This is a genomic window from Blautia massiliensis (ex Durand et al. 2017) (assembly GCF_001487165.1).
Lineage (GTDB): Bacteria > Bacillota > Clostridia > Lachnospirales > Lachnospiraceae > Blautia_A > Blautia_A fusiformis.
On record NZ_LN913006.1, the window covers coordinates 2,764,218 to 2,779,324 of the forward strand.

Here is a 15,107-nt window from a genome sequence, read left to right on the forward strand (position 1 = left end):
ATGGGAGGATTTATATGACATTTTATCAGGAGTTGCAGTTAAATCAGGCAGGTTCTAAAAACCTGTTGAAAAAGAGTGAAACACTAAAAGAAAAATTATATCATATGTGGGTATATCTAGTGAAGATAGCTGTTACAATGGCATTTTGTTTTTTCTTTGTTAGTATTTTCAGCATCCTATTTGGAAATGAGAACAGCATTGTAGGTGTAGTAGTCTTATTATGTCTCATGGTGTTTAGAAATGCGGATCTGGGGATCCACACCGGACAATCTACGATGCTTTTGGCTTTGTTCTTTGTAATTATGACTGTATGTCCGCATTTAGCAAACCAGCTTTCACCGGTATTGGGAATGCTGTTAAATATTGCGGCACTGGCTGTGTTGATTCTGTTCGGATGCCATAATCCATTTATGTTTAATCAATCTACATTGGTTCTTGGGTATCTGCTGCTATATGGTTATGATGTTACGGGAAAAAGCTATCAGATGCGATTAGTCGGAATGGCTTTAGGTGCAGCACTTACCTGCTTCGTATTTTATCGAAATCATAAAAACAGAACTTATAAAAGAAATCTGAAAGATCTGATACAAGAATTTGATATCACTTCTTCCAGAACAAAATGGCAGATATGTCAGATTTTATGCGTACCGATTGTCCTTTGCATTGCAGAACTTTGTAATATGCCACGTGCAATGTGGGCTGGTATTGCGGCCATGTCCGCGATTTTGCCGTTTATGGAAGATATGCACTACAGAGTCCGTAAAAGGATTGTCGGAAATATTGCAGGTGTTATATGTTTTACAGTATTATATTTTCTGCTTCCTTCGTCAATCTATGCATATATAGGAATTCTTGGTGGAATCGGTGTAGGATTTTCAGCACAATATGGCTGGCAGGCAGTATTTAACACATTTGGTGCTTTAGCCATTGCTGCAGAGACTTATGGACTACAAGGAGCGGTTAGTCTTAGAGTGATTCAAAATGTTTTTGGTGTTGTGTTTGCTTTAGCATTTTGTGTTATATTTTATTGGTTTATGTCTAAAAAAAAGGAAAGTGAGATGACCGTACATGCAGAGTGAAGTGAATCAGGAAGAAAATTTGAATAGAATTATTACGGTTCCTAATCTTCTTTCTTTTTTTCGGCTTTGTCTGATTCCGGTAATTATATGGAGTTATTGTGTAAAGAAAAATCCTCTGTTAGCTGGTGAAATCTTATTGCTGTCTGGTCTTACGGATCTTGCTGATGGATATATCGCAAGAAGATTCCATAGGATTAGTAATTTAGGAAAAATACTTGATCCGGTGGCTGATAAGCTGACACAGGCAGCGATGTTAATCTGTCTGTTTACTCGTTTTCCGCATGTGCTTCTTTTAATCGTAATAATGGCAGGTAAGGAGCTGTATATGGTAGTCAGTGGATGTCTTGTGATACGAAAGACAGGAAAAGTACATGGTGCAGACTGGCATGGAAAGATAGTAACCTTTTTATTATATGGAACTGCAGCGGTGCATATTATATGGTTCCACATTACACCGATGGTATCAGATCTGTTGATTGGTTTGTGCGCTATAATGATGGTCATATCGGTCGCTCTGTATATTATCCAGAATACCAGGACTCTTAAGGAAGAGACTGTATAAGCAATTTTATATTACAATGACTAGAAAAATATTTAGGAAGATAAGCGGGAATCCTCGGTAATTCAATTGCCGAGATGAAAGCGTAAACTGTGCATATCTGCACATTATAAGTAAAATATATTTATTTTTTTACTAAAAAATGCTGTATCCAGCTTTATTAAAAAAGAAAATATGTTCGGCATTTTATTGTGATATTCTTAATACTATGCTATACTATATGTATGAAGGAGAATCTTATACATTACCGCACTTGTGTGTGCAATATTAATTACCATATGGTATGGTCAGTGAAATACTGGCGGAAGATATTGAATGCGGAGATTGAAGCATATCTTCAGGAGCTGGTGCAGGAGATCGCAGCGGATAAAGGTTTTACCGTCCATTTGTTTGAATGCGGGGAAGGAGACCATGTGCACTGTTTTGTGTCTGCTCCTCCCAAATTATCCATAACTGCGATCGTGAAATATCTGAAAGGGATCACCGGCAGGAAATTATTCGAACGTTTTCCGGAAATAAGAGAACAGCTTTGGAAAGGAGAGCTGTGGAACCATTCCTATTATGTGGAAACGGTCGGGTCTGTGTCGGAAGAAAACATCCGCAGATATATTGAGCATCAGAGTAAAGTTTATTGAGATCATAGAGGTGGGAAATGCTGCTGTCAAAGAAAACATCCATAAAGGTCAGTCAGGAATATGCAAACGTCATCGGACATATGTGTTATGCGGCATCCAAGCTCTGGAATGTCTGTAATTACGAACGTCAGCATTACAAAGAAATGGGAATGGAGAAATACCCGGACTGGTATTATCAGAAAAAATCCCATAGAGAGGATCTGTGGTATAAACAGCTTCCATCTCAGACAGCCCAGGAAGTCTGCAAGCTGCTGGATAAAGCATGGAAATCTTTTTACGCCTTGAAAAGATCCGGAGGGATTGAGAATCCCAGACCACCGCGGTTTAAACAGGAAAGTATCCCCATTACCTATATGCAGATGGGAATTGTACATGAATGGGACACAGAAAAAGTCCGTCTGTCCCTTCCAAAAGCATTAAAAAGATATATGGAAGAAACGTATCAGATCCATGAGAACTTTCTTTATCTTGAAAATAAGATTTTCAGGGGCATGGATCAGATCAAACAGTTGCGGATCTACCCACCGGAAAAAGGTGAATGTAAAGTTATTGTTGTTTATGAGATTTCAGAGAGGGAAGAACTTTCGCAGAATGGACACTATCTGTCAGTTGATCTGGGACTTCATAATCTTATGACATGCTATGATTCCGGGAATGGGAATACATTTATCCTGGGCAGAAGATATCTTGCATTGGAAAGATATTTTCATAAAGAGATTGCAAGGGTGCAGGCACAATGGTATGGACAGCAGTCTGTGAAGGAAATAAAACATCCAGTCACATCAAAACATATTCGCAGATTATATCAGAAAAAGCAGAACTCGGTAACGGATTATCTGCACAAGATCACAAGATACTTTGCAAAATACTGCCGTGAACAGGGAATTACCTGTTTTATCCCCAATTAGGTGTAAAACTCTGCTCGATGGCGGGCGGCGGCGTACAAAAAATCTATATGGTGTTTTTAAGAGAACCGTCCCGGCGGGACAGGTCAGGCAGTGACCTGTTCCACCTCCGGGATGGGTTTGAGATTAAAATGAATTTCGATAGAAATGTGTCTTGTTTTATCTTCGTCAATGCGCTCATGCACGACGATTTCTTTGATTAAGCGGTTAAGGGTGGCTGCGTCCAGCTCTGTGATGTTGGCGTATTCCTGAATGGCTTCCACCCATTGTTTTGCGTCATTGGCAAGCTGGACTTCATCAGACAGCCGCTTTCTGCCCTCGGACACTTTTGCTTTAAGCTCCGTCTGCTCGGTCTGTGTCTTTTCCAGCATGGTGTTGAAATTCTGCTCACTGATACGCCCTGCAATCATATCCTCATAAAGCCGCATGACCATTTTGTCCAGAACCTCAATCCGTTCCTCGTCCCTTGTAAGGGAGCGTTCCATTGCTTCCCGCTGTTCCCGCTGCTCGGCTTCACAGGTATTGGTCAGGCGGTCGGCAACCGCTTCCCCATCCATCAGGGCAGCTCTGGCACATTCCCGGATTTTCCGCAGCACATGGCTGTAAAGGGTGTCATAATCAATCCGGTGCTGGGTGCAGTGGTTCTTTCCAAAGGCGTTGTAGGTCTTGCAGGAATAAATCCGCTGGGGATGTTTTGCGTTTGTGTAGCGTATCGTCAGCGACTTCCCACACTCGCCGCATTTTACCAGTCCGGCAAACAGGCTGATTTCATTGGTCTGCCCCGGACGCTGGCGGGATTTCAGCTTATTCTGCACAATGTCAAAGCTCATGCTGTCAATCAGCGGTTCATGCTGCCCCTCCACCACAATCCAGTCCTCCGGCTTCTTTTCCCCAATCGTGCCGATTTTGAAACGGTAGTCTTTTTTCTGGGAAGCAATCGCCCCGGTGTAGACGGGATTCATCAAAAGGTCTTTGATAACGGAGAAGTCCCACATATACCGCCCGTTTTCCGGGTCTTTCTTTTCCCATTTGGTGCGGGTATTGCGAAGCCCCCGTTCCCGGTTCCACCATGTGGGGCAGGGGATTTTTTCTTCCTCCAGCCGTCTGCGGATATAGTTCGGACCATGACCGTTCAGGGCATATCCGAAAATCAGTCGCACAATCGGGGCGGTTTCCTCGTCAATGAGCAGATGGTTTTTGTCCTCCGGGTCTTTCCGATACCCAAACGGGGCAAGACACCCGGTAAACTGTCCTTTCTGCGCTTTCAGAAGATAAGAGGAATGGACTTTCTTGGAAATATCCTTGCTGTACATCTCGTTCAGGATATTCTTGAACGGGGCAATATCGTTGTTATCCCGCAGGGTGTCGATACCGTCATTCATGGCGATATAGCGGACACCGTTTCTTGGGAAAAAGTCCTCAATCAAATGCCCGGTTTGCAGATAGTTCCGCCCCAGTCGGCTGAGGTCTTTCGTGATGACAAGGTTGATTTGCCTGCGCTCAATGGCTCTCAACATTCTCTGTAAATCAGGACGCTCCATATTAAGACCTGTGAAGCCATCGTCCTGATAGACTGCCACAACCTCCCATCCCTGCTTTTCGCAGTATTTTTCCAGCATATCACGCTGGTTTGCGATACTGGCACTTTCGCCTTGCAGGTCATCGTCCTTTGACAGTCTGCAATAGACCGCTGCACGATAGCCCCCGGCAAGTGCCGAACCGATTGTTCTGTATTCCATTTCGTTCATCATAGCCATTTACCCACACAATCCAGACGGTATCTGGCTCTTTTGAACCTCATCTGCATTATACTCCATATCTTTCTTTTTGACAAGATATTCTTTTGTATTTGTCTTTCCATATTTCTGGGAAATCAGGCTGACGAACACATCGGTTGCGTCAAGCTCCCCGTCAAACACAGTAGTCACATGAATCTCTGTTTTGTTTTTTGCCATAGGCAGTGATCCTCCATACATGAAAATAGCCAGACAGAGGGTGTCGGCAACGAAGTCCGGCAACGGGCTTCAAAAGACCTTGCAAACAATCTCAATCTGGCGATGGTTACTATTTATACTTTTCTTTTATTTTTCTGTTGTTTTGGTTGTTATAAGGGAGAAAAGCCCGGAAATAAGGGGTTTTCCCCGGCAACCGGCTCGGCAACGGGATAGCAACAGGGGGTGCAACGGGCTGTCATTTTCAGAATGGAAGCTCCATCTGTTCTGTGACCTCCACAAAACCGTCCATCGTTTTTTCAGACGGGTTGCATAAGTCCGTTGCCGGGTTTTCACGCTCCCAGCCCTTTTGTCTGCCGTATTCGGAAAACATTCTTGGATTCGGGAAGTACCGCCAGCGGTCAATGCACTGGTTCATAATCTCGTTGATTTCCCGGATTTCCCATTGCTTCGGCTCGTCAAAAGCATGGTTCAAGGCTTCCTTATAGAGCTGCTTGGAGCAGACCATGTTCCCTGTGTACTTATCAAGATACGCCTGTATCATCCCGGCTTTGGTGTCCTCTGGCATAAAATCCCGCTGGTGTTCTTTGAGATACCGCTGCATGGCGGGGCTGAAAGCCAGCTTGAACCTGCCGCTTCGGTAAATCTCCATCGCTTCTGCCCACATCTGCTCGATATAGGCTCTGGAAGCAGCTTCGTCCTCCAAAATGTGAACCTCGGCTTGCTCCGGGTACACCATGACCGGGATAAAGCGGCGGTTGCCGGAACGGTCAAGGGGCAGGAAGTCAAGGGCATTGGAAGTGCCGCCAAACACGCACTGACGGGGGCGGTCTGCCGGGTGGGTTTCATAAGGTATCTTGTAAACCTCTTTCTGCCGGCTTAAAAACGACTTGATTTCCTCAATGCTCTTGGCGTTGGCGGTTGCCATCATTTCCGACATTTCGATAATCCAGTGACCTTGCAGCTTGCGGTACACATTGTCATCGTCCAGCTTCCGCAAATCATCGGAGAACCACTCGTCCCGGACTGCCAGCAGACGGAAGAATGTGGACTTGCCAGCCCCCTGACCGCCTACCAGACAGAGCATGATTTCAAACTTGCATCCCGGCTGAAAGGCTCGTGTGATAGCGCCCAGCAGGAACAGCTTCAACGCTTCATAGGTGTAATCGTCTGCGTCAGCCCCCAGAAAGTGCCGCAGACAGAAACGGATTCGCTCTGTCCCGTCCCACACAAGGGCACTTAGGTAGTCCCGGATGGGATGGTACTTGTTTTCATTCGCCACAATCCCGATGGCGTTATCAATCTTTTTCTCATTGGTAAGCCCGTAGGTTTCTTCCAGATAGAGAAGCAGATACTTCATATCCGTATCGTTTAAGGCGGTGCTTTCCCTGTGGAAGCCGATGGGCTTTATGATGTCCTTGCGGTCGGTCAGGATGTTGTATGCGATAGCCCCGGAAAGCAGCGGGTCACGCTGGAATACGGTCAGACAGTTCCGTATGCTCTGACGGACACCGCCTTTCTCGGTAGTTTCCAGCCCCGCCTTGATTTCCTCAATGCTCTGGGGTGGCTGCATGGCGTTCATGGTGCTTTTTAGTTCTTGCTGCGTCTGTGGCTGCAAGCTCTGCCATTCGCTGTTCAAGCTGTATCACATCCTTTCCGTAGTCCGTAATCAAAGCCGCTTTTTCCTCTGTTTCCCCGAACAGCAGCACATCCAGCAGATATTCCACTTGATCTTGCTTCTGTAAGGCTTCTATAAACCGGGGATGAAAGGCTTCCTCCGGGGAGTGCGGGGCATAATCCTTTCTCCATGCCCGGAGCAGGTGGCGATAGTCGGCAAGAATACGGAAGCAGCGGTTTTTTGCTTCCTGAAACTGTTCCTCCGGGGATTTCTGCCGGGGCTTGGGCTTTTTCGCCTTTCCCGGCGGCTTCCAGTCCTCATAGGAAAGCCCGAAGTCCTGTGCCAGTTGTACGGCGGCTTCTTTCTTTCCCAGCCCATACAGGGCGGCGGCAAAATCAATCACATCTCCATCCGCACCGCAGCCGAAGCAGTGGTAACGCCGATCCAGCTTCATGCTTGGGGTTTTATCGTGATGGAACGGGCAGCAAGCCATCCCGTTCCGACCTACATGGATTCCATAATGCTCCGCAGCCTGTCTTGTTGTGACGGACTGCTTCACAGCTTCAAATACATTCAAATCTATCCCTCCTTGAAAAAAAGAAAAGCACCTGACATTCTCTGATTGAAAATGGCAAGTGCCTGTTAAAGTTCCATATCCTGTTGTTTGTGTTTTGTCTGTTCTTGGGCGGTTCTTTGTGCTTTTTTCTCGTCAGTCTTATCCTGCAAGATTTCTTTGATAGGCTGTTTCTTGGGCGGCTCTTTACTTTCCTCTGTGCCGGGGGTGGCTTTCCGTACCCAGTAGCGGATGTCCCGCAGTTTCTTCAAATCAGCCTGTACCTCGGTCAGAGGTGTTTTCAGGGCTGCAATTTCTTCCAGAAGCGTTTCCTGCTCCTCTTGCAGCTTCTTTTGGGTGCTGTCCTTATCGTCCGGGTGCTTGGCAAGGTAGGCAGCGGCTTTCGCATACCGGGCAACCTCCGGGTGTTCCTGTTTGAATTTTTCCTTTGTTTTCTTAAAAAATATCTTCTGGTACTTCTCATAGACAGCCTTACATTCTTTGCAGTCTGTCCGGCTGGCAAGAATCCCGTCAATCACTTTGCTTCGGGCTTCCTTTGGCTTCATCTGATTGCGGTAATCTGCGGCTGATTTCCCGGAGGATTCCAGAAATGCTTCTAAGTCCTCCACAGTGGAAAGCTCCTTTTGCCGGAGATAGGACAAGGCTTCGCTGACTGCCTTTAAGTCCTGTGAAGTCCCCCGGTTCTGTCCAGCCCTCGTCCAGCTTTTTCGTTCTTCCTTTCGTATCTCCATATATTTCATCAGCAGGTTGGGGAGAAGCGTTGCTTCCTCCGCCGCTTTTTGTGCAAGCAGCTCTTTCCGTTTTTCGCCCAGCTCGGCAATCCAGCCCTTGAGGTTGTGGATGAGCTGCCGGATGGACTTCATCAGGCTGTTGGCGGCTCTGATTTCCCGGTTCAGGTTTCCGATATTCGTCTGGATACCCCGCTTTTCCATCTGCCGGACAGCAGCTCCCTCATGAACAGTAGGGACTATATCAAGCCCCTGTCTGGCATAGGAACGCAAGTCCACACGCTCCGGGCGGTCATTGGCTTCCAGATAGCGGTTCTGGATGACCTCCCATTCATGCCGCCAGATTTCACAATACTTCTGGTCGTTCCAGTCAACCGTATCCTCCTTGTGGCTTTTCCACCTGCCGGATGGCAGCTTTATCCGTTCCCCATTCTCGTCAAGGTCATAAACCTTGCGGCTCTTGGGAAGCCATTTCCCATGCTCGTCCATTGCCCGCATAGTCAGCAGGACATGGGCGTGGGGATTGTGTCCCGGCGGGTGGGGGTCATGGATGGCAAAGTCAACAATCATCCCTTTGGAAACAAACTGCTGTTCACAAAACTCCCGGACAAGGACAGCATATTGGTCGGGCGGTATCTCTCTTGGGATGGTAAGCACCCACCGCCTTGCAAGCTGGGAGTTCCATTGCTTTTCCACCGCTTCGGCGGCGTTCCATAAGATATTGCGGTCTGCATACGACCGTGGGGCGTTTGCCGGGAGCAGAATTTCATTGTGGACAATACCACGCTTTTCCGGGTAGTGCTTCACTTGCTGGTCGTATTCACAGAACAGCTTTTCGCCGCTTTGGTAAGCAGCGGCGGCAACCGCAGACTGCCGCTGGCTGCGCTGAACAATCGTGATTTCGTTGTGTGGACAGGGCATTTCGTGTCCCTCCTTTCGGTAATTGGTGGATGGGGTGGCGTTTTACCACCTCATTTTGGGCAGAAAAAAAGCAGGAGATCTTTTTTCAGATTTCCTGCTCGGTGTGCCGCTGTGTGGGCGGCGGGTATTTAGTTGTAAAAGTTCGGGACAAGTTGACCCGATGTGAAGCTGACAAACTGGAATTTGACTAATCCTACATGTGCATCATATTACACTCATGTAATTATCCTCTACATAAACAGCTTTTCCATCAGCAAGCTTAATCTCATCTTTGCCGTTCGGTAATACTGTTGTTTCAGAACCATTCCAATGGGGGATAATAGGATTGTCAATAATATGTAATCCATCTGTTAAATTTCCCGCCGCATACATACTTCCTGCACTGATTCCGACATATATAAGTCCGTTTTTAATTGCATTATTAAGTATTCTATCAAAACCAGTTCTAGACATTTCACGACAAAGCACAGATACATCACCACCACTGACAAAAACAGCATCAAATTGGTTTAATTCTTCAAAAGTTAATAGCCTTGTAAGCATAAACGGGGTTGTAACATACGAAGAATAGGTTCTTTGATAGTCTTTTGAAAGAATTAATTCCAGATTGTACACTAATATATTTTCGTACTGAATTCCCATTAGAAAGAGTTCATGAAAACATATTGCAAGCGACTCTCTTGCACCATCTGTTTCAATGCCAGCTGTTGGAATATAAAGCACTTTCACATCCTTCGGACACTTTCCAATAATATCAAAGAATTTCTCTTTCATCTTATCGGTCAACCCTGCAGATGTAAGAAATAGATGTTTTCCATTCATATTCTTTTACCTCGTCAAACTCCGATTTGTTGTCATCTTCATTATACTTCACTGCCTATCAAAAAGATAGCATATTTTATGAAACTTGTCGGCTGGGAACAGCTTGCAACGCAAGATGTCCCCAGATGGCAAGTCCACAAAAGGGTAGCTGGCGGCAGCCAGCGCAGGGGAAGCGTAGCGTCCCCTGTATGATTTGGAGCAGACCTTGACTGCGGAAAATCACAGCCCTCCGGCGAGGAGCCTTCGGAGAACGCAATGCACCAACCTCTGGGTGGTGTATAATTGCGCCCTTAGTAAACTAAGGGGTTTCCGGCTTCTTCCGTTCCAGCAGTTTTTTCAATAGTTCCTGCGTGTCCTGTCTGTGAAAAATGAGGTTCAATAACAGCATGACATCATCATCTGTCAGGCGTTCCGGCTCTTGCAGAAAACTTTCCAGCATACCGCCACGAGTACAGAGCCGGTGCGTCCGTTCCTTTCGGGTAAGCTGCTTCAACTGGTGCTGTAATGCCTTTTCATCATTGATGGCTTTCCGCAGTTTCTTTTCACTTTTTTCCAGCTCCCGGTTGAGCTTTTCCAGCTTTGAGGTATCAGGCAAGGGCAGCGTCCTCCTTTCCCGGTATCAGCACATAAATTCTGTTGGGTTCTCCAACGCCCTGACGCACCCGCATGATAAGTCCGACAGTTTCCAGTTCATTCAGAGAACGCTTGACCGTCATGGGGCTGCGGGACAGGACAGCGGCAATAGCTGTGACAGGGAAGCAGACAAACAAGATTCCGTTCTCGTCCTCCTGCCCGTTGGAGAGCATAGCATCCAGCATCCGGCAGTACATGATCTTTGCGGTGCTGCTGACTGGAAATCCCGTCAACGCTCTGGGAAAGGGCATACAGGGCGGCAGTGGTGTGTCTATCGTCATAAATTCAAAATTCATTCGGTGTGTTCCTCCTTTTTCTTTGCTCGTTTGGATAAATAACGGGGGCAGTCAACCACAACCGCCCGGAAGCTCTGCTTGCACCCATGCTGGCATTTCCGGCATAATTCGTTGTAAGTGACACGCCCCCGGTCATTGAGGTAAAAGGAAAGCTCATGCTTCCTCTTTTTGCTCATTCTCGGCATATTGCGCTTCCTCCCGTTTTAGTGTATGGTTTCGGGGCGATTTTCGGCAAAATTACAGCCATAGAGCCGCTTAAAATCTCCCGAAGTATCAGCGATAGGGTAGACTGTCCCCCTATCAGATTGTCGTGTTTCGGTATCATTTCGGTGTCAGTTCGCCAGTTCTCCCCGGTGTCGTTCCTCCCCTGAATCTCACAGCGGCGTATCGCTCCCTTTGGTACGCTCGTTTCGGTCAGGGTTCCTCCACATCCCTGCTAAAAGTCATGGCGCTACATCGCCGGGGAAGCATATCCCACACAGGCTGGTCATTCGATTGGAATAATCCATCGATGAACTACCTGTATCATAGAACATTTTTGTGCCCTGTGCCGTATGTCCACAAAGTAGGAATTAAGGGTAAAAATCAGAACTTTCCACGATTACGGAAAGTGTGATATAATCCAGATAAGCGGCAGCAATGAAACCGTTGGAAGGGAGCGTGCACCCATGAAAGGAGCAACAAGCATACAGGAACGCCTTTGGGAACTCCGCAAGGACAAAGGCTTAAATCTGGAAGAACTATCAAAGCTGACGGGCATTTCCAAATCAGCTCTTGGAAGTTATGAAAAAGAAGATTTTAAGGAAATCAATCATGGCAACCTTATCACGCTGGCAGACTTCTATGGGGTTTCCGTTGATTATCTGCTGTGCCGGACAGAAAACCGGGAGCAGATCAACACACCATTGACGGAGCTGCATTTGAATGATGAGATGGTTGCACTTCTGAAAAGCGGTCGGATTAACAACCGTCTGCTCTGCGAACTTGCCACCCATAAGGACTTTATCAAGTTTCTTGCGGACATTGAGATTTATGTGGATGGGATTGCCACCATGCAGATTCAGAACCTCAACGCCCTTGTCGATACCGTCCGGCATGAAATCATTGAACGGTATCGCCCCGGCGAAGATGACCCCCATTTGAAAGTGTTGCAAGCCGCCCATATCAGCGATGATGAATATTTCAGCCACATGGTTTTGGATGACCTCAACCTCATTATCCGGGATATTCGGGAAGCCCATAAAAAGGACAGTGAGAGTGCACCCCAGACCACTGTTGCCAATGAACTGAAAGAAAATCTGGAAGCGGTCAAAAACTTCAAGGGCAGCCGGGATGAAAAGCTCGTTGTCCTTTACTGCAAGCAGCTCGGTATCAACTATAAAAATCTGTCAGATGAAGAATTTCGCTGGCTCATTCGGATTCTCAAAAAGTCAAAGAAAATGAGCACGCCTATCAGCCAAAGGAAAAAACGGTAAAGAAAAACCGCTGTTGCATGGTTTGTTAGCTTCCATGTAGCAGCGGTTTTTACTGTGGTTATTCAGTTAAATTTTCAGAACGACAAACTTGAATTTGTATGGCTCAACTCCTTATCGACCGGCCATAGCTCGTTTATAAAGTAGACCTCCTTTTATAAGTAACAACAGAAAAGCCACTGTTACTGCATATGGTTCTCTCGCAATCGCCAGATACAAAACAGTAATAATACTAAGCCCTACAGACAAAAAAGTAATCACCTTTTTTCCCTTTTCAAATTTGAAATTGACCATTAAAATATTCACAATTCCAATAATCGTTAATGCGATAAAAAGACCCCAGTATGTCATACGAATCCAAATTTCATTATCTACATACTCAATAAGACTTACTGAATAGATATATCCATCAACCGGTTTGGAATACAATGGAAGAAAAATAAGCATCAAAGAGAGCAAATCGGTAAATCCAAATAACAAGTCACATAGACCATTGAGATTTGACTTGTTTTCTTTTTCAGCAATCAAAACCAACTGATCTCCGGATAACAGCTCATCAATGGACACAGAGAAATATCTGGATATTTCCTTTAATGAATCTATGCTCGGATATCCTCTTCCGGATTCCCATTTTGAAATTGCAGTTCTTGAAACAAATAATGCCTCGGCTAGTTCTTCTTGTGTCAAACCTCGGCTCTTTCTTAATTCCTGAAGCTTTTCATGGAATTCCACCTCCTTCACCTCCTTTTTTATTTCACTTTTTTATTGTTAGCATAACTACTGCCTTATAAACAGTAAATAATCCGGCACTTAACAATACACCACCCACAATATCCGTAAACCAATGTACTCCGGAAATCAATCTGCCGATAACCATGAATGCAGAAAAAGCGATTGCTAGAATCGTTATGATTCTTTTCAATGTAGAACATGACATTCTTCGCTGGATCTGTTCAACCAAAGTCGGCATCACGCACAATACCAGTAGAGTCGTTGAAGAAGGATAAGAAGCCTCCATAATTCCATTGATTAAAATTGGTCTGTAATTGATTGGGATGATCTCAAAAATGAAGTATGCCAGTATCACTATAACATAATAAACTCCCAGGATAATGATATCGGGATCCACTTTGAAGAGACTTCTTCTCTTTATTAACTGAACCAGTCCAATACCTGCAAAAATCAGGCATACAACTAAAGGAATCAGACCCATCCAATCGGTAATCGTATAAATTGTCATATTAACATTTGTTAAACGATGAAACCAGCAATTAAATGTTGCAAATCCAATATTCGTTGCATTCTGCCCCAGTGGCTGCACGTCTACCATCTGGATCAAAGCTGTCCATATTGCAAACGCTATAATAAATATACCTCCTAAAAATAAAACTTGTTTTCCATTCTTTTTCATCATTATACGTCCTTTCTATATTGGTTTGTCTTTTCGACGATTTCACCTTATCAAAAAGCGTAAAATGACGCAAGAATCGCTCTTTCACATGTATGACACGATTCGTATCATCCCCACAAATGCGTGATTTTCTGTATATTTTCCTGAATACCTATTCCTACAAATTTCGATTTGTCATAATCATTCTATCATACCGTTATGAATAAATCATCTCATGCAAAACAATTTCTTCTGCCCGGTTGTGGATATTATTGCACCGCTGCACCCATTCCATTTGACGGGTACGCTTCAAGTCCTCGGTCACGCCCTCGGCAGCTTTCATCTGCTCCATGATAGTGTCTAACCGTTCCTGTGCCTGTTCGTTCAGGTCTGCAAGATATGTCCACAATTCTCCGGTCAGTATCAATGTGTTCAATCTGGCTGGGTGGACTTCTCTTAAATATTCCCGGTGCATCCGTCCATACTTTCCGATGGGGCGGCGTTCTTCCGACAGTTTCAAGTCCGGGATGTAGTAATCTCCGACAAGGATATAATCAATTCCGTTTTCCGTTATTCTTGGTTTCAATTCGCTCATGTTCCTTACCTCCTGTGGAAGCAGGCTCGTCTGGTACTAACTCAATCACATCGGTAATCTCACAATTCAGCGTTTCACAGATACGGGCTAATGTGTCCATGCTGATGTGCTTTCCCTCTTTGCTCATGTTGGCAATCATATTCGTTGTCATACCAGCGGCAAGCCTTAAATCTTCTTTTCTCATATCACGCTCTAACAGTGTGTGCCAGAGTGGTTTATAGCTGATGTGCATATTGTTTTCCTGCCTTTCTACCCATACCACCGGGGCGGCTGCCCCGGCAGGAACTTTTCTCTTATTATAACACCAATCTTGTGAAATCACAATTTATTCTTGTAACCTGCCGCTGATACCGTCTGGATTGTGCTTTTCCTTTCTTTTTGTTACCTTTAATTAGCCATGAACTGTGTTGTGGCAGGGGATATCCGGAATATCCGGAAAGGAAAAGACCTGGGACACAGAACAAACCAGAAGTTCCACAATCTGCCGTATAACAGGCTCTATAGCATGATGGAATATAAGCTTAAGATGTACGGGATCCGTTTTGTAAGACAGGAAGAAAGCTATACCAGCCAGTGCAGTCCGCTGTCACCAGAGGTGGAAAAAAGATATGCACAGCCATGCAACCGAAAACAAAGGGGACTGTACAGGGACAGAAACCGGAAGTATAACGCAGATGCTGTAGGTGCATATAACATCCTGAGAAAATATCTCTCCGTATCCGGAGAGAAAAAGGAACTGTCCGTAACCGGACTAAAAACGCCAGAAATAATAAAAGTAGCTGTATAGCTCTAAAGAGCAAACAGTAGTGGTGTCATGGACGCACCCTGAAAAGGCGGTATCCCGCCTTAATTCAGATGCTCTGGTAACTCAGTTGCCGAGTAGTTCACATAGAAAATAAATCATTATAAAAAGATCCTGTTCATACTA

At 45.3% G+C, this 15,107-nt stretch carries 20 protein-coding genes; 7 read left to right on the forward strand and 13 right to left on the reverse strand.

Annotated elements, in window-relative coordinates:
* Positions 1-14: 14 nt before the first annotated feature.
* The 4 genes from BN3261_RS13630 to BN3261_RS13645 all read left to right on the forward strand — a co-directional run bounded on the left by BN3261_RS13630 (position 15) and on the right by BN3261_RS13645 (position 3,181).
* Positions 15-1,079 carry an FUSC family protein gene (locus BN3261_RS13630; RefSeq protein ID WP_021650142.1) on the forward strand — a complete coding sequence of 355 codons (1,065 nt, stop codon included), beginning with the start codon at positions 15-17 and terminating at the stop codon, positions 1,077-1,079.
* On the forward strand, positions 1,069-1,641 hold the full coding sequence (locus tag BN3261_RS13635; RefSeq protein WP_055057096.1) for a CDP-alcohol phosphatidyltransferase family protein: 573 nt from the start codon (positions 1,069-1,071) through the stop codon (positions 1,639-1,641). Before BN3261_RS13630 ends, BN3261_RS13635 begins: the two co-directional genes overlap by 11 nt.
* A 221-nt stretch (positions 1,642-1,862) precedes the next feature.
* On the forward strand, positions 1,863-2,273 hold the full coding sequence (tnpA, locus tag BN3261_RS13640; protein ID WP_180211310.1) for an IS200/IS605 family transposase: 411 nt from the start codon (positions 1,863-1,865) through the stop codon (positions 2,271-2,273).
* Positions 2,274-2,290: 17 nt separating this feature from the next.
* The gene (locus BN3261_RS13645) at positions 2,291-3,181 is read left to right on the forward strand and encodes an RNA-guided endonuclease InsQ/TnpB family protein (RefSeq protein ID WP_235812387.1); all 891 of its coding nucleotides are present in this window, start codon (positions 2,291-2,293) and stop codon (positions 3,179-3,181) included.
* 83 nt (positions 3,182-3,264) lie between these two features.
* Here the strand turns inward: BN3261_RS13645 and BN3261_RS13650 are convergent, their stop codons facing one another.
* Complete coding sequence (locus tag BN3261_RS13650) at positions 3,265-4,935, reverse strand: recombinase family protein (protein WP_059086535.1); 1,671 nt, start codon at positions 4,933-4,935, stop codon at positions 3,265-3,267.
* A complete protein-coding gene (locus BN3261_RS13655) occupies positions 4,936-5,133 on the reverse strand; it encodes a hypothetical protein (protein WP_059086536.1) in 198 nt (65 codons plus the stop codon). It abuts the gene before it with no gap.
* Between the two features lie 15 nt (positions 5,134-5,148).
* Between BN3261_RS13655 and BN3261_RS18195 the strand changes: the two genes are divergently transcribed.
* A complete protein-coding gene (locus BN3261_RS18195) occupies positions 5,149-5,346 on the forward strand; it encodes a tweety protein (protein WP_118688546.1) in 198 nt (65 codons plus the stop codon).
* A gap of 28 nt (positions 5,347-5,374) precedes the next feature.
* On the opposite strand, the gene BN3261_RS13660 is transcribed toward BN3261_RS18195, so the two are convergent.
* The 7 genes from BN3261_RS13660 to BN3261_RS13690 form a co-directional block, all read right to left on the reverse strand.
* Positions 5,375-6,712 carry a virulence-associated E family protein gene (locus BN3261_RS13660; RefSeq protein WP_059086537.1) on the reverse strand — a complete coding sequence of 446 codons (1,338 nt, stop codon included), beginning with the start codon at positions 6,710-6,712 and terminating at the stop codon, positions 5,375-5,377.
* On the reverse strand, positions 6,681-7,325 hold the full coding sequence (locus BN3261_RS13665) for a CHC2 zinc finger domain-containing protein (protein WP_059086538.1): 645 nt from the start codon (positions 7,323-7,325) through the stop codon (positions 6,681-6,683). The genes BN3261_RS13660 and BN3261_RS13665 overlap by 32 nt, the downstream gene beginning before the upstream one ends.
* Positions 7,326-7,390: 65 nt before the next feature.
* The gene (gene mobQ, locus BN3261_RS13670) at positions 7,391-8,971 is read right to left on the reverse strand and encodes a MobQ family relaxase (protein ID WP_059086539.1); all 1,581 of its coding nucleotides are present in this window, start codon (positions 8,969-8,971) and stop codon (positions 7,391-7,393) included.
* Between the two features lie 204 nt (positions 8,972-9,175).
* On the reverse strand, positions 9,176-9,793 hold the full coding sequence (locus BN3261_RS13675; RefSeq protein WP_005930833.1) for a Type 1 glutamine amidotransferase-like domain-containing protein: 618 nt from the start codon (positions 9,791-9,793) through the stop codon (positions 9,176-9,178).
* A 298-nt stretch (positions 9,794-10,091) separates the two neighbouring features.
* Positions 10,092-10,388, reverse strand: coding sequence for a DUF3847 domain-containing protein (locus BN3261_RS13680; RefSeq protein WP_059086540.1), 297 nt, complete (start codon positions 10,386-10,388; stop codon positions 10,092-10,094).
* Complete coding sequence (locus BN3261_RS13685; RefSeq protein ID WP_059086541.1) at positions 10,381-10,722, reverse strand: DeoR family transcriptional regulator; 342 nt, start codon at positions 10,720-10,722, stop codon at positions 10,381-10,383. Before BN3261_RS13685 ends, BN3261_RS13680 begins: the two co-directional genes overlap by 8 nt.
* On the reverse strand, positions 10,719-10,907 hold the full coding sequence (locus BN3261_RS13690) for a hypothetical protein (protein ID WP_025544156.1): 189 nt from the start codon (positions 10,905-10,907) through the stop codon (positions 10,719-10,721). Before BN3261_RS13690 ends, BN3261_RS13685 begins: the two co-directional genes overlap by 4 nt.
* 483 nt (positions 10,908-11,390) lie before the next feature.
* Between BN3261_RS13690 and BN3261_RS13695 the strand changes: the two genes are divergently transcribed.
* Positions 11,391-12,197, forward strand: coding sequence for a helix-turn-helix domain-containing protein (locus BN3261_RS13695; protein WP_059086542.1), 807 nt, complete (start codon positions 11,391-11,393; stop codon positions 12,195-12,197).
* A gap of 111 nt (positions 12,198-12,308) precedes the next feature.
* On the opposite strand, the gene BN3261_RS13700 is transcribed toward BN3261_RS13695, so the two are convergent.
* The 4 genes from BN3261_RS13700 to BN3261_RS13715 form a co-directional block, all read right to left on the reverse strand.
* Positions 12,309-12,926: a helix-turn-helix domain-containing protein gene (locus BN3261_RS13700; protein WP_035393372.1), complete on the reverse strand. Its 618-nt coding sequence runs from the start codon at positions 12,924-12,926 to the stop codon at positions 12,309-12,311.
* A 22-nt stretch (positions 12,927-12,948) separates the two neighbouring features.
* Positions 12,949-13,605, reverse strand: coding sequence for a phosphatase PAP2 family protein (locus BN3261_RS13705; RefSeq protein WP_015541261.1), 657 nt, complete (start codon positions 13,603-13,605; stop codon positions 12,949-12,951).
* Between the two features lie 196 nt (positions 13,606-13,801).
* On the reverse strand, positions 13,802-14,179 hold the full coding sequence (locus BN3261_RS13710) for a TnpV protein (RefSeq protein WP_002595212.1): 378 nt from the start codon (positions 14,177-14,179) through the stop codon (positions 13,802-13,804).
* Positions 14,139-14,411 carry a helix-turn-helix domain-containing protein gene (locus tag BN3261_RS13715; protein WP_002593556.1) on the reverse strand — a complete coding sequence of 91 codons (273 nt, stop codon included), beginning with the start codon at positions 14,409-14,411 and terminating at the stop codon, positions 14,139-14,141. Before BN3261_RS13715 ends, BN3261_RS13710 begins: the two co-directional genes overlap by 41 nt.
* 165 nt (positions 14,412-14,576) lie before the next feature.
* Between BN3261_RS13715 and BN3261_RS13720 the strand changes: the two genes are divergently transcribed.
* Positions 14,577-14,966, forward strand: coding sequence for a transposase (locus BN3261_RS13720; protein ID WP_235812388.1), 390 nt, complete (start codon positions 14,577-14,579; stop codon positions 14,964-14,966).
* Positions 14,967-15,107 lie beyond the last annotated feature (141 nt).

Bases quoted from the DNA above. Each gene is read 5' to 3' on its own strand.
- BN3261_RS13630 (WP_021650142.1), top strand. From the start codon at position 15: ATGACATTTTATCAGGAGTTGCAGTTAAATCAGGCAGGTTCTAAAAAC.
- BN3261_RS13635 (WP_055057096.1), top strand. From the start codon at position 1,069: ATGCAGAGTGAAGTGAATCAGGAAGAAAATTTGAATAGAATTATTACG.
- tnpA (WP_180211310.1), top strand. From the start codon at position 1,863: ATGAAGGAGAATCTTATACATTACCGCACTTGTGTGTGCAATATTAAT.
- BN3261_RS13645 (WP_235812387.1), top strand. From the start codon at position 2,291: ATGCTGCTGTCAAAGAAAACATCCATAAAGGTCAGTCAGGAATATGCA.
- BN3261_RS13650 (WP_059086535.1), bottom strand. From the start codon at position 4,935: ATGGCTATGATGAACGAAATGGAATACAGAACAATCGGTTCGGCACTT.
- BN3261_RS13655 (WP_059086536.1), bottom strand. From the start codon at position 5,133: ATGGCAAAAAACAAAACAGAGATTCATGTGACTACTGTGTTTGACGGG.
- BN3261_RS13660 (WP_059086537.1), bottom strand. From the start codon at position 6,712: ATGAACGCCATGCAGCCACCCCAGAGCATTGAGGAAATCAAGGCGGGG.
- mobQ (WP_059086539.1), bottom strand. From the start codon at position 8,971: ATGCCCTGTCCACACAACGAAATCACGATTGTTCAGCGCAGCCAGCGG.
- BN3261_RS13675 (WP_005930833.1), bottom strand. From the start codon at position 9,793: ATGAATGGAAAACATCTATTTCTTACATCTGCAGGGTTGACCGATAAG.
- BN3261_RS13685 (WP_059086541.1), bottom strand. From the start codon at position 10,722: ATGAATTTTGAATTTATGACGATAGACACACCACTGCCGCCCTGTATG.
- BN3261_RS13690 (WP_025544156.1), bottom strand. From the start codon at position 10,907: ATGCCGAGAATGAGCAAAAAGAGGAAGCATGAGCTTTCCTTTTACCTC.
- BN3261_RS13695 (WP_059086542.1), top strand. From the start codon at position 11,391: ATGAAAGGAGCAACAAGCATACAGGAACGCCTTTGGGAACTCCGCAAG.
- BN3261_RS13705 (WP_015541261.1), bottom strand. From the start codon at position 13,605: ATGAAAAAGAATGGAAAACAAGTTTTATTTTTAGGAGGTATATTTATT.
- BN3261_RS13710 (WP_002595212.1), bottom strand. From the start codon at position 14,179: ATGAGCGAATTGAAACCAAGAATAACGGAAAACGGAATTGATTATATC.
- BN3261_RS13715 (WP_002593556.1), bottom strand. From the start codon at position 14,411: ATGCACATCAGCTATAAACCACTCTGGCACACACTGTTAGAGCGTGAT.
- BN3261_RS13720 (WP_235812388.1), top strand. From the start codon at position 14,577: ATGAACTGTGTTGTGGCAGGGGATATCCGGAATATCCGGAAAGGAAAA.